Annotated in this window: 14 protein-coding genes; 9 read left to right on the plus strand and 5 right to left on the minus strand. The window is 63.4% G+C overall.

Annotated features, from left to right (window positions below; genetic code table 11):
- Positions 1–83: 83 nt before the first annotated feature.
- Together ACSQ8R_RS02650 and ACSQ8R_RS02655 are read left to right on the plus strand one after the other, a co-directional pair.
- Positions 84–671, plus strand: coding sequence for a biotin transporter BioY (locus tag ACSQ8R_RS02650; RefSeq protein WP_436251960.1), 588 nt, complete (start codon positions 84–86; stop codon positions 669–671).
- Positions 668–1156, plus strand: a complete 489-nt coding sequence (locus ACSQ8R_RS02655) for a DUF1284 domain-containing protein (protein ID WP_436251961.1) — start codon at positions 668–670, stop codon at positions 1154–1156. The genes ACSQ8R_RS02650 and ACSQ8R_RS02655 overlap by 4 nt, the downstream gene beginning before the upstream one ends.
- On the opposite strand, the gene ACSQ8R_RS02660 is transcribed toward ACSQ8R_RS02655, so the two are convergent.
- Entirely contained in the window at positions 1107–1790 is a 684-nt protein-coding gene (locus tag ACSQ8R_RS02660; protein ID WP_436251962.1) for an ArsR/SmtB family transcription factor, read from the minus strand. The two genes, ACSQ8R_RS02655 and ACSQ8R_RS02660, sit on opposite strands and share 50 nt — an antisense overlap.
- A 74-nt stretch (positions 1791–1864) precedes the next feature.
- Here ACSQ8R_RS02660 and ACSQ8R_RS02665 point away from each other — a divergent pair, with 74 nt between their 5' ends.
- Together ACSQ8R_RS02665 and ACSQ8R_RS02670 are read left to right on the plus strand one after the other, a co-directional pair.
- The gene (locus ACSQ8R_RS02665; protein WP_436251963.1) at positions 1865–2194 is read left to right on the plus strand and encodes an NIPSNAP family protein; all 330 of its coding nucleotides are present in this window, start codon (positions 1865–1867) and stop codon (positions 2192–2194) included.
- On the plus strand, positions 2191–2538 hold the full coding sequence (locus tag ACSQ8R_RS02670) for an antibiotic biosynthesis monooxygenase family protein (protein WP_113130564.1): 348 nt from the start codon (positions 2191–2193) through the stop codon (positions 2536–2538). The genes ACSQ8R_RS02665 and ACSQ8R_RS02670 overlap by 4 nt, the downstream gene beginning before the upstream one ends.
- Here the strand turns inward: ACSQ8R_RS02670 and ACSQ8R_RS02675 are convergent, their stop codons facing one another.
- Complete coding sequence (locus ACSQ8R_RS02675; protein ID WP_436251964.1) at positions 2539–2886, minus strand: HepT-like ribonuclease domain-containing protein; 348 nt, start codon at positions 2884–2886, stop codon at positions 2539–2541.
- Positions 2886–3182: a nucleotidyltransferase family protein gene (locus ACSQ8R_RS02680; RefSeq protein WP_436255354.1), complete on the minus strand. Its 297-nt coding sequence runs from the start codon at positions 3180–3182 to the stop codon at positions 2886–2888. Before ACSQ8R_RS02680 ends, ACSQ8R_RS02675 begins: the two co-directional genes overlap by 1 nt.
- 144 nt (positions 3183–3326) lie before the next feature.
- Here ACSQ8R_RS02680 and ACSQ8R_RS02685 point away from each other — a divergent pair, with 144 nt between their 5' ends.
- Both ACSQ8R_RS02685 and ACSQ8R_RS02690 read left to right on the plus strand, forming a co-directional pair.
- Positions 3327–4457, plus strand: coding sequence for a site-specific DNA-methyltransferase (locus tag ACSQ8R_RS02685; protein ID WP_436251965.1), 1131 nt, complete (start codon positions 3327–3329; stop codon positions 4455–4457).
- A gap of 241 nt (positions 4458–4698) precedes the next feature.
- Positions 4699–5478, plus strand: a complete 780-nt coding sequence (locus ACSQ8R_RS02690; RefSeq protein ID WP_436251966.1) for a S24 family peptidase — start codon at positions 4699–4701, stop codon at positions 5476–5478.
- 23 nt (positions 5479–5501) lie between these two features.
- Here the strand turns inward: ACSQ8R_RS02690 and ACSQ8R_RS02695 are convergent, their stop codons facing one another.
- Both ACSQ8R_RS02695 and mutY read right to left on the minus strand, forming a co-directional pair.
- Positions 5502–6116, minus strand: coding sequence for an HAD family hydrolase (locus ACSQ8R_RS02695; protein ID WP_436251967.1), 615 nt, complete (start codon positions 6114–6116; stop codon positions 5502–5504).
- Between the two features lie 17 nt (positions 6117–6133).
- Positions 6134–7219: an A/G-specific adenine glycosylase gene (mutY, locus tag ACSQ8R_RS02700; RefSeq protein ID WP_436251968.1), complete on the minus strand. Its 1086-nt coding sequence runs from the start codon at positions 7217–7219 to the stop codon at positions 6134–6136.
- Between the two features lie 87 nt (positions 7220–7306).
- On the opposite strand from mutY, the gene ACSQ8R_RS02705 reads away from it, so the two are divergent.
- The 3 genes from ACSQ8R_RS02705 (at position 7307) to ACSQ8R_RS02715 (ending at position 12157) form a co-directional block, all read left to right on the plus strand.
- On the plus strand, positions 7307–7810 hold the full coding sequence (locus ACSQ8R_RS02705) for a DUF721 domain-containing protein (RefSeq protein WP_436251969.1): 504 nt from the start codon (positions 7307–7309) through the stop codon (positions 7808–7810).
- Positions 7811–7954: 144 nt separating this feature from the next.
- Positions 7955–8659, plus strand: coding sequence for a DsbA family protein (locus ACSQ8R_RS02710; protein ID WP_436251970.1), 705 nt, complete (start codon positions 7955–7957; stop codon positions 8657–8659).
- 36 nt (positions 8660–8695) lie between these two features.
- Positions 8696–12157, plus strand: coding sequence for a chromosome segregation SMC family protein (locus tag ACSQ8R_RS02715; RefSeq protein WP_436251971.1), 3462 nt, complete (start codon positions 8696–8698; stop codon positions 12155–12157).
- The last annotated feature ends 365 nt before the right edge of the window (positions 12158–12522 follow it).

Below are 12522 nucleotides of genomic sequence, written 5' to 3' on the forward strand. Positions count from 1 at the left end.
CCGAGCCTCTTGCTTTCGATGAAAATGCGCCTCATAAAATAGATGGGAGTCAAAATTATCTATAATTTGAAAAGGAGAGCTCGATGTCCCTGATTAGTTCCCACCAGACGTTTGTTTTCGATCCCCTTCGGCTTGCCGACCGGTCCGTTCTCGCCAAGGTCCTGTTCGTGCTTGGAGGCACGCTGGTTCTGGCGATCGCGTCGCGGATCTCCGTGCCGATGGTTCCGGTGCCGATCACCATGCAGACCTTCGCCGTGACCATGATCGGCGCGCTCTACGGCTGGCGTCTCGGCGCCTTGACGGTGCTGGCCTGGCTTGGAGAGGCGGCACTTGGAGCGCCCGTGCTGGCGGGCGGGGCAGGCAGCCTTGCCGCTTTCGCCGGGCCGACTGCCGGTTATCTCTTTTCCTTCCCGGTGATTGCAGCCCTGGTCGGCTGGCTCGCCGAGCGCGGCTGGACCGGGCGGCGCATCGCCGCCAGCTTCTCGGCGCACCTGATCGCAAACCTTCTATGCCTTGCGCTCGGCTGGGCCTGGCTTGCGGCACTGATCGGCGCTGAAAAGGCGTTCTGGGCCGGTGTTGCCCCGTTCATCCTCGGTGCTGCGCTGAAATCGGGCCTGGCGGCGGCTGTCCTTGCCGCGGTCGCCTCCCGCAACCGCGCCGCGGCAGAGTGACGGTGAGGCTGCGGCCGCATCATCTTCTCTGCATGCTGACCTTTGTCGGCGAGGGCTACAGCCCGGCCTTCGTCGCCAACTATCGCCGTCTCGCCGGCCGGCTGTCCGCCGGCGAGACGATCGAGATCGTCTCCGGCCCCGACGATATCTGCGCCCCGCTTCTGTCGGATGAAGATGCGCATTGTTTCGGTGCCTCGGTTGCCGGCCGCGATGCGGCGGCGCTGGCGGATATTGCCCGCCTGCTTGGGCGAGAGCTTGAGGCGGGCGCCGTGATCGCCCCTGATGCTGGCTTGTTTGAAAAACTGCGGGATGCCTTCTCTGCCGGCGTGACGCGCCGCGCCTGCACGGGTTGCGAATGGAGCGGCCTCTGCGATCGGATCGCGGGAGAAGATTATCCAGGCGTACTGGTCATGCCAGGCGTGCTGGTCATGGAGGTCAGCCCGCCGGAAACAGCGAAAGAAATTTCCGCTCGCCCTCCGGAGTGAACAGCACCGCGCGGCTTTCCCCGCTGCGCCGTGCCCAGCCCTTTTCGAGGAAATGCGCAAGCAGCGCCTTGCCGAGCGTGCCGGCCAGATGCGAACGCCGCTCGCTCCAGTCGAGGCAGGATTTGCAGAGCGGCCGGCGACTGGATGTGAGCGATGCCACGTCGATGCCGAGCGTTCCGAGCTCCTCGCGCCCATCTTGGGTCACCGTGAGGTTCTCGCCATCGCTTTCGATTGCGCCGCGGGCGACAAAACTGTCGAGCATTCGCACACCGTAGTCGCCGGCGAGATGGTCGTAGCAGACGCGCGCCTTGCGCAGCGCCGGATCCTTCGGTCCCGGCCGGTGGCGCAGATGGCCCCGGCTTGCCGCAAACCCCATGATGTTTTCGAGCAGCGTGCCCGCCGCCGCGTCGGCCAGCGTGAAATAGCGATGCCGGCCCTGCTTGCGCTGGGCGAGAATGCCGCCTTCCTCGAGCTTGGAGAGATGCGAACTCGCCGTCTGCAGCGTTACGCCGGCCGCCTGCGCAAGCTCGGTCGCCGTCAGCGCCTGGCCGCCCATAAGCGCGGTCAGCATGTTGGCACGGGCGGGATCGCCGAACAGCATCCCGATGCGGGCAATGTCTGGACCTTCTTTCATACTTCGACCGTAACCGAAGCATCCCCGTCTGGCAACATGGCAAAAACAGCTTCGCAACCAAAGGAGTGAAAGCCATGATCACCTGCTTCATCCGCTACGAGATCGACCCGCTCAAGAAGGACGAGTTTGCTGAATATGCCCGCAACTGGGGCCAGGCGATCCCGCGTTGCGGCGCCGACCTGATCGGTTATTTCGGTCCGCACGAAGGCTCGGCGACGACCGCCTACGGGGTCTACAACATCGAAAGCCTCGCCGCCTACGAGGCCTATCGTGCCCGGCTGACGGCCGACCCGCTCGGCCGGGAGAATTACGCGTTTTCGAAGCGCGAGCGTTTCATCCTCAAGGAGGACCGGATCTTCCTCAAGAACGTATCCATGCCGCACGGAGCTTTGGTAAAGCCATGATCGCCGTCATTTTCGAAGTCATTCCCTATATGGGCGAACGCCACAAATATCTCGACCTCGCCGGCGAGCTGCGATCGGAACTGGAAACCATCGACGGCTTCATCTCGATCGAGCGTTTCGAAAGCCTGACATTGCGCGGAAAGATCCTCTCCCTGTCGTTCTGGCGGGACGAGGAGGCCGTCAAGGCCTGGCGCAATCTCGAAAGCCACCGCGCCGCCCAGAAAGCCGGCCGCGGCGGGGTTTTTGCCGACTACCGCCTGCGCATCGGCCACGTCGTCAGGGATTACGGCATGTTCGAGCGGGAGGAGGCCCCGAAGGACAGCCGCGAGGTGCATGCGGCTTGATTACGGCGCCTCGACCATTCGCAGTATCGCTTCTATGGCAAGCCTAAGCTTCGGGATTTCGTCCACGATCACGCCCCAGATGATTTTGTCTGATAGGCCATGATATTCGTGGCGCAAGACGTTGCCGATACCTCTAATTTTCGGCCACGGGATTTCTGGGCGTGATGTTTTGAGGTCATCCGGAATCCCACGACTTGCCTCCGAGATGATTTCGACAGCGCGCTCCAGACCAAGTTTGAGAATCGGATCGCCGCTATAGTCGGCGAACGATTTGCCAGCGGTCGCATCTTCGATGATGGAGATCGTTTGGCGAATATCGTAGAGAAAATGCCGAACCTCGCGGGGCATCAAAAGACCTGCAACGCGGAGCTTTCGATTCTGTCCTTCAGAATCGGGTGAAGGCTGTCGCGCGTCGTTATATCGACCTCCGTGGCAAGCTCATCCTCGAGAAATAGTTTGATACCCACGAGGTCGAGCGCGTTGAAACGGCTCTGTGGATCATAATCGATAAACAGGTCGAGATCGCTAGCCGGCCCCGCCTCGTCGCGGGCGACAGAGCCAAAAAGATAAAGCGACGTCGCGCCGAGCGCCCGGATGGCGTCGGCCTGCTGCTTCAGCTTTTCGATCGCTTCGCTTCTTTTCATGAGTTGATTGTAGCGCAACCCGCAGTCTCTTTCCACGTTTCGAAATTTTTCCCGAATTCTTCCACCGGTTCAGGCTTTGGTAACCAAAATAGGTAACCATAACAGGCAGTAAATTGGTATCGAGTAGAGCGTAGCGAGTAGCACATGGCAGCAGTTCTTCCGCTGGCCGACCTGAAGCGTCAGGTCCGTCCGGACACTTGGCTAAACTCCATCATCAAGGGCGATTGCGTCGCTGCCCTGGAAGCCCTTCCGGATCATTCCGTCGATGCGATCTTCGCAGATCCGCCGTACAATCTCCAGCTCGGCGGCACTCTGCACCGTCCCGACCAGTCGCTGGTCGATGCCGTCGATGACGAATGGGACCAGTTCGCCTCCTTCGAAATGTATGATGTGTTTACCCGCGCCTGGCTGCTCGCCTGCCGCCGCGTGCTGAAGCCGCATGGCACGATCTGGGTGATCGGCTCCTATCACAACATCTTCCGCGTCGGCGCGATCATGCAGGACCTGAATTTCTGGCTGCTGAACGACATCGTCTGGCGCAAGGTCAACCCGATGCCGAACTTCAAGGGCCGCCGGTTCCAGAACGCCCACGAGACGATGATCTGGGCGAGCCGCGACGCCAAGGCCAAGAGCTATACGTTCAACTACGATGCGCTGAAGGCCTCCAACGACGACGTGCAGATGCGCTCCGACTGGCTGTTCCCGATCTGCTCCGGCGGCGAACGCCTGAAGGGCGAAGACGGCAAGAAGGTTCATCCGACCCAGAAGCCGGAAGCGCTGCTCGCCCGTGTGATCATGGCCTCGACCAAGCCGGGCGATGTCATCCTCGATCCCTTTTTCGGGTCGGGCACGACCGGCGCCGTTGCAAAGCGCCTCGGACGTAATTTCGTCGGCATCGAGCGCGAGCAGGATTATATCGATGCGGCTTCCGCCCGCATCGCCTCCGTCGAGCCGCTCGGCAAGGCGGAACTGACGGTCATGACCGGCAAGAAGGCCGAACCCCGTGTCGCCTTCAACACGCTGGTCGAAAGCGGTCTCGTCAAGCCCGGCCAGGTCCTGACCGACGCGAAGCGCCGCCACAGCGCGATCATCCGCGCCGACGGCACGCTCTCGGCAAATGGCGACGCCGGTTCCATTCATCGCCTTGGCGCGAAAGTACAGGGCCTTGATGCATGCAACGGATGGACTTTCTGGCATTTCGACGACGGGCAGTCTCTCAAGCCCATCGACGAACTGCGCTCCGTGATCCGAAACGGTATGGCGAAACTGGACTGATCCACCGGTCCCCGCCACATCGACTTGAATGCCTCGTCCGGTTTCGTACCTCTAGTCCCGGACGAGGATAATTGGCGCCCGGGAAGGCTGATCCCGGGCGCCATTTCTTTTTGCGCTTCATTTTGCCGGTGGGGCCGAATCCGGCAGCCCTGCGAAATTTTGGGTATTCCCGCCGTCACCTGCGCTTGTTATCGTAGGTTGTATAGGGTTGAGTGAGTTTCCAATTTTGCGTTTCTGAACAATGTCCCTGCCTGTCAATGGCGAGTTGCGCCACCGGATCGAGCGTGCGCTGGCGCGGTTCTCTCCAAGCTGGGAGGGCAGGGATGCCGCGCGCCGGGCCGTGGCACTGAAGATGCTGATCCTCTGCGAACTGGCCGGCGGCCGTCTGCGCGTGGTGGATGCGCTCGGCCTCAACGACAACACGCTCGACAACTACCGTCATGGCAAGACCGAACCGCGCCACAGCACGCTCAACATGATGGCGGAGCTCGCCGAAGTGCCGATCGAATATCTCGGCAACGACTGGTCGGTGGAGGAAGGGGTTATCCATTTTGCGCCCCTGGAAATCCCGCCGGCCGGATTTTCCGAACCGTACCCGGTCTGGAATGCCGCCGATCGCATCCTTATCCCGGCTTATGAGGACGAGGCGGCCGGGCTGCCTCCGCTCGAACGGCGCGACACGACATGGGCGGCCATGCCCCAAAGCTTCTGGGCGAAGCTTTCCGTCGATCCGGAAAACCTGCGGATCGTCTCCGCAAGGGGCGACAGCATGTCGCCGACGATCGTCGACGGAGCCCCGATGTTCGTCGATATCAGCGACGGCAAGCTGGAGGATGGGCGCGTCTACCTGTTCGATATCGGCGAAGAACTGATCGCTCGGCGGGTGCAGAGGCTTGCCGATGGCAGCCTCGAACTCCTGCCGGACAATCCGGAACGATACCGCCCGCAGCATGTCCCGAAGGAGCGCCTGCCGGACCTGAAAGTTGTGGGACGCGTCTGCGCCGCGAGCCGGATCCTGTAGGGCCGGCCCGCTGATCCCTGAGATTACAGCTCGACTCCGTGAGCGGCGAGATCCTTCCGCAGCGTTTCCGGGTCCTTGAAATGCACCGCCTGCCAGCCGGCGGCGCGGGCACCTTCGACATTCGGGTAGCTGTCGTCGATGAAGATCGAGGCCTCCGGCGTAAGCCCGAAGTCGCGGGCGTGCTTGTCGTAGATCGCCACGTCGGGCTTGATCAGGCCGATCTCGCCCGACACGGTGACGCCGCGCGGCCTGTTGAGAAACGGGAAGATCTTTCTGGCCTCGACGAACGTGTCGGCGGCGAAATTGGTCAGCATCGTCACGTCGCGGCCCTTGTCGATCAGGCCTTCCATGATCGCGACCGAGCCATCATAGGCATGCGGGACCATTTCGTGCCAGTATTTGCGGAAGGCGCGGATCTGCTCCTCGCGCTGCGGATATTGCGCGATCAACAGCGCCTCGGCGTCTTCCCACTTGCGGCCGCGATCCTGTTCCAGGTTCCATTCGTGGGTGCAGACGTTCTCGAAGAACCATTTGCGCTCCTCTTCGTCGGGAATGACGCGGGCAAAGGGAAGGTTCGGATCGTAGTGGATCAGCACCTTGCCGATGTCGAAGACGATGTGGTCGATCTTGGCTGCCATGGATGTTTCCTGGAAATTCAGTTCGGGGACTTTTCGAAGGCCAGAGGAATAGCCTGAGAGATGGCTTTTTTCATCACCGTCGGCAGCGCCTGGGCTTCAAGATTTGTGACCGGCTCCCACCATCCGTCAATAGTGGCGACCCGTGCGGTCTTCGCCCGGAAGACGGAGAGCCTCAGTTCGAAATGGGTGAAGACATGGGTGACGGTACCGGATGCCTCCCAGTCCGCGGGGAAGGGGGCATGCTCCGTCGTCGTCCCGCCGTCGATGCGCGATGTCCAGGCCGTGGTCGGCACTTCGGTCATCCCGCCGAGCAACCCGCTGTCGATCCGCCGCCTCAGGAGCACCTCGCCCTCGGGCGTCACGGCAACGAAGACGGCGCCGAGCCGTACCGGCTTTTCCTTCTTCGCCGCCTTGACCGGAAACCGCTCCGGATCGTGCTCTGCGAAGGCCAGGCAGTCGTCGCGGAAGGGACAGAGTGCGCAGGTCGGCCGTTTCGGGGTGCAGATCGTTGCGCCGAGATCCATCATGGCTTGCGCGAAATCGCCCGGCCGGTCGGTCGGCGTCAGGTCCGCCACCTTTGCCTTCATGACGGGTTTCGATCCCGGCAGCGGCGCGTCGATGGCGTAGAGCCGCGAAATCACCCGCTCGACATTGCCGTCCATGACGGCCGACTGACGGTTGAAGGCGATGGCCGAGACGGCGGCGGATGTATAGTCACCGATGCCGGGAAGCGCTCGAAGGCCTTCCTCCGTATCGGGAAACACCCCGTCGTGCTCGGCGGCAACCGCTTCGGCGCATTTCTTCAGGTTGCGGGCACGGGCGTAGTAGCCAAGGCCCGCCCAGGCGGCCATCACGTCCTCGACCGGCGCGGCTGCAAGGTCGGTCACCCTGGGCCAGAGCGCCAGGAATTTGGCGAAATACGGTTTCACTGCCTGCACGGTGGTCTGCTGCAGCATCACTTCCGAAAGCCAGACATGGTAGGGATCGGCCCGTTTCCCGGCCTTTGCCGCGGCCGGGCTCACCCGCCACGGAAGCTCGCGATGGTGCCGGTCGTACCAGGTCAGCAGCTTCTGGGCATGGGTAATGTGGATCGTCTGGAGCATTGTTTGCCGTTATGGGAAGAGATGGCGTATAGTTGTGGGAAGAGTGCGCCGGCATCAAGGCCTGCCGGCGCCACAATGGCAGGCGTCATGAGTTATCCCAAGAAACGCGAGCGGCAGATCTCGGAAGTGGCGAACGGCATCATCGATCCGGTGCTCGCTCGCCGCGCCGGCATATCGACGGCGCTGCTCGGTTCCTGGGACGAGATCGCCGGCGAGGATTTCGCCGATTGCACGCGGCCGGAAAAGATCGCCTGGCCGCGCCGCGACGAGGGCACCGGTTCGGGCGGCGGCCACCAGGCCGGCGTGCTGACGATCGCCTGCGAAGGTGCGCGCGCGCTTTTCCTCACCCATGCCCAGGGCGAACTGATCGCCCGCATCAACGGCTTTTTCGGTTTTCCGGCCGTGCGCCAGATCCGCATCGTCCAGAAACCGGTGTCCCAGACCTTCAAACATCCGCGCAAGCCGCCGCCCTTGAAGGGTGAGGCCGCCAAGCGGTTGGAGGCCATGATGGAAGGCATCGAGAGCGAGGCGCTGAAGAAAGCCGTGGCAAGGCTCGGCACCGCCGTCCTGCAGCAGAAACGCAAGGTCTGAGAGATAAACCCGCCGATCCTCTTGATAGACCTCCGATTTGTCACAATTCTTTGAAGAGATTTGCCTATCGACAGCTTGTTCGCGTTGGGGCGCCGCGATACGGAATGTCACCTTTATTGAAGATCTCTCGCAAACGGGTGTTCCATGCAGATGAACGAAATGACCATGACCAGGCGCGCTCTTCTCGGCGGAGTGGCCGTCACCGCCCTTTGCCTGGCGCTGCCGCTGGGGGCTTCCGAAGCCTTCGCGCAGGAAATGCCGGAGTCCCAGGGCGACGTGGACATGGCCGCTGCGGTAAAGCCCGGCCCGCTGCCGGAAATGGCGCTGGGTGACGAAAAGGCCAAGGTCACGATCATCGAATACATGTCGATGACCTGCCCGCATTGCGCCAATTTCCACAACAAGACGTTCGACACGATCAAGACCAACTATATCGACACAGGCAAGGCGCGCTTCATCATCCGCGAATTCCCGTTCGATCCGGTCGCGACCGCCGCTTTCATGCTTGCCCGCTGCAGCCCGCAGAACGCCGCCGAGCTTGCAACGCCAGCCCAGTATTTCCCGATGGTCTCGATGCTCTTCAAGCAGCAGCGCGGCTGGGCGTCGCCTGCTGACGGAAACGTGCGCAATGCGCTGCTCCAGACGGTCAAAGTCGCGGGTTACTCACAGCAGACTTTCGAGGCCTGCTTGACGAACCAGAAGCTTCTGGATCAAGTGAATGCTGTCGTTAAGCGGGGAGCGGATGAATTTGGCGTCAACTCCACGCCGACCTTCCTGATCAACGGCAAGAAATATTCGGGAGATATGTCGGTTGAATCCATGTCGAAGCTCATCGACAGCCTGTCGTGAGTACGCCTTCCCTGACGGGAAGGTGAGGGGCGCGGCATGAAGTTCAACAAGCTGCGCGTCCTCGGATTCAAGTCTTTCGTCGAACCGACGGAATTCGTCATCGAGCGCGGGCTGACCGGCGTGGTCGGCCCGAACGGATGCGGCAAGTCCAATCTTGTCGAAGCGCTGCGCTGGGTGATGGGGGAAAACTCCTACAAGAACATGCGCGCGTCCGGCATGGACGACGTGATCTTCTCGGGGTCCGGCAACCGTCCGGCCCGCAACACCGCCGAAGTCGGCCTCTATCTCGACAATGCCGACCGCACGGCGCCCGCCGCCTTCAACGATGCCGACGAGATCCAGGTGACGCGCCGCATCGAGCGCGAGTCCGGCTCCGTCTATCGCATCAACGGCAAGGAAGCCCGCGCCAAGGATGTGCAGCTGCTGTTCGCCGATGCCTCGACCGGCGCCCGCTCGCCCTCCATGGTCGGCCAGGGCCGCATCGGCGAGCTGATCCAGGCAAAACCCCAGGCCCGCCGCCAGCTTCTCGAAGAGGCGGCCGGCATTTCCGGCCTGCATTCCCGCCGCCACGAAGCGGAACTGCGGCTGCGCGCCGCCGAGGGTAATCTCGAACGTCTGGACGACGTGCTCTCGCAGCTCGAAAGCCAGATCGAGAGCCTCAAGCGCCAGGCCCGCCAGGCGAGCCGCTTCAAGACCCTGTCGGCCGATATCCGCGCCCGCGAGGCGATGCTGCTGCATATCCGCTGGGTGCAGGCCAGGGAGGCGGAGGGCGAGGCGGAAAGCGCGCTGAACCAGATCACCAGCGTCGTCGCCGAAAAGGCGCAAGCGCAGATGGAGGCCGCCAAGCAACAGGCGATCGCCAGCCTCAGGCTGCCGGAACTGCGCGAGGAGGAGGCGAAGGCCGGCGCTGCTCTCCAGCGCCTGCAGATCGCCCGTGGCCAGCTGGAAGAAGAGGCGAACCGCCTCCTGAAACGCCGCGACGAACTGACCCGCCGGCTCGTCCAGCTCGGCGAGGATATCGCCCGCGAGCAACGGCTCGCCGCCGACAACACCGCCTTCCTCGAAAGGCTTGGCCAGGAAGAGGCCGAACTCAACGACATGCTCGCCGATTCCGGCGCCGAAGCCGAGGAGATGCGCGAGACTTTCGAGGCCGCGGCCGCATCGCTTGTCAGCAGCGAAGCGCTGTTTTCGGCGATCACCGCCGAGCGCGCCGAGGCCGCCGCCGGCCGCAACCAGCTCGAACGGCTGATCCGCGATCTCGCCGAGCGCCGCCAGCGCCTCGACCGGCAGCTCGGCGATGCCACGGGCGAGCTTGACGCGATCAACGAGCGGCTGTCCGGCCTCGACGATCCGGCCGAAAAGCGCGAGGCGGTCGAGGCGGCAGAAATCGCCGTCGAGGATGCGACGATCGCCGCCGAGGATGTGGAAGTGGCGCTTTCCGCCGCGCGTTCCGCCGAACTGATGGCCCGCGGCCCCGTGGAGGCCGCCCGTTCCGCGCTCAACGCGCTGGAGACCGAAGCCCGCACCATTTCGAAAATGCTGGCCGCCGGCGCCACGTCGGGAGATTTCGTCGCGGTTGCCGACATGATCCGCGTCGATCGCGGGTTCGAGGCTGCCCTCGGTGCCGCCCTCGGCGAGGATCTCGAAAGCCCGGTCGATGCGTCGGCCCCGACCTACTGGTCGGTGAACGGCGACGGTTCCGGCGACCCCGGCCTGCCGCAGGGTGCCCAGCCGCTGATCGCCCATGTCACCGCGCCGCCGGAACTGTCCCGCAGCCTTGCCCAGATCGGCGTGATCGCGTCCGGCGATGCGCATCGCCTGATGCGCCTGCTGCGGCCCGGCCAGCGGCTGGTGACCAGGGAAGGTGCCGTCTATCGCTGGGACGGGCATGTCACCGGCTCCGAGGCGCCGGGTGCCGCAGCGCTCAGGCTCTCCCAGAAGAACCGTCTTTCCGAACTGGAAGCCGAGATCGACGAAGCCCGCATCGTGCTGTCGGAAACCGAAGTGGCGCTGGCCGCCGCCGCGTCCGAAATCACCATGGCGGAACGGCGGCTGACCGATGCCCGCGACCGCGCCCGCATTGCCGCCCGCCAGCTTTCCGAAGCCCGCGATGCGCTGGCCGCCGCCGAACGCGCCGCCGGCGACCTGATGCGCCGCCGGGACGTCGCCGGCGAAGCTGTGAACCAGGTGACCGCCCAGATCGAGGATCTCGGCGTCCAAGAAGAGAATGCCCGCATCGAACTCGAGGACGCGCCGGACATTTCCCACCTCGACAACCGGCTGCGCGACCAGCAGGCGGTCGTCGCGACCGATCGCGGCCTGCTGGCCGAGGCGCGTGCCCGTTACGAGGGGCTGAGCCGCGAGACAGAGGCCCGCAAGCGGCGCCTTGCGGCGATCGCCCAGGAGCGTGCTTCCTGGACCGCCCGCGCCGCCAGTGCCGCCCATCAGATCGAGAGCCTGCGCGAGCGCGAGGAAGAGGCCCGCGAGGAGATCGCCGATCTCGAAGCCGCGCCCGAGGAATTCGACGACAAACGCCGCGCGCTGCTTTCCGAACTGCAGAAGGCCGAGGAGGCTCGCCGCGCCGCCGCCGACCGGCTGGCCGAAGCGGAAACCCATCAGCGCGAGGCTGACCGGATTGCCGCCGTCGCGCTGTCCGAACTCGCCGAGGTGCGCGAAAAGCGCGGCCGTGCCGAGGAGCGTCTGGTTTCCGCAGCCGAGAAACGCCACGAGAGCGAGAACCGCATCCGCGAGGCGCTCAATGTCGCGCCGCATGAGGTCCTGCGGCTGGCGGGCCTGAAGCCCGGCTCGGCCCTGCCGGATGTCCGCGAGATCGAGCGCGAGGTAGACCGCCTGCGCATGGAGCGGGAAAGGCTCGGCGCCGTCAACCTGCGGGCCGACGAGGAACAGAAGGAACTTTCCGACAAGCTCGACAACCTGATGCGCGAGCGCGCCGACGTGATCGACGCGATCCGCAAGCTGCGCGGCGCCATCCAGAGCCTCAACCGCGAAGGCCGCGAACGGCTGCTGGCCGCCTTCGACGTGGTCAACGTTCAGTTCCAGCGGCTCTTCACCCACCTTTTCGGCGGCGGCACGGCGGAACTGCAGCTGATCGAATCGGACGATCCGCTCGAAGCCGGTCTCGAAATCCTCGCCCGCCCACCGGGAAAGAAGCCGCAGACGATGACGCTGCTCTCCGGCGGCGAGCAGGCGCTGACGGCTATGGCGCTGATCTTCGCCGTCTTCCTCACCAATCCGGCGCCGATCTGCGTGCTGGACGAGGTCGATGCACCGCTCGACGATCACAATGTGGAACGCTATTGCAATCTGATGGACGAGATGGCGGCATCGACCGAAACCCGCTTCATCATCATCACTCACAACCCCATCACCATGGCCCGCATGAACCGCCTTTTCGGGGTGACGATGGCCGAGCAGGGCGTATCCCAGCTCGTTTCCGTCGATCTTCAGACGGCGGAACTTCTGCGGGAGGCGAGCTGAACGGATGCAGTTGTGGCGAGTTGCATTCTCTGGCGACGTGATTTACGTCAATTCATTGACCAGCATCAATTTTTAGCGCTTCATCCTGAGGTAAAGTGCCTGCATTCTACGTAGAATCACCCATATGGGGGATGTAATTTTCTGACTATTGTTATTCTGTGGACCGTGGAATTGGAACGCGCGTGAGCGTCCATACGCTTCGCAGTCCGACTTGAAGTTCCCCACCCCCCGCCCGGGTTTCCTGTCCCGGGCGGAAAGCTTTGCGGGGCCGCCTGTGATCCGGCCCCGCAAAGCTTTGTTTTTAAGCGCTCCGACGACTGTTTCTTAACCGCCTGGAGTCGCTTTTGTTGCGACGCAACATAATC

Origin of the sequence: Neorhizobium sp. LjRoot104 (assembly GCF_964253725.1) — a bacterium.
In the GTDB taxonomy this organism is placed as follows: Bacteria; Pseudomonadota; Alphaproteobacteria; order Rhizobiales; family Rhizobiaceae; genus Neorhizobium.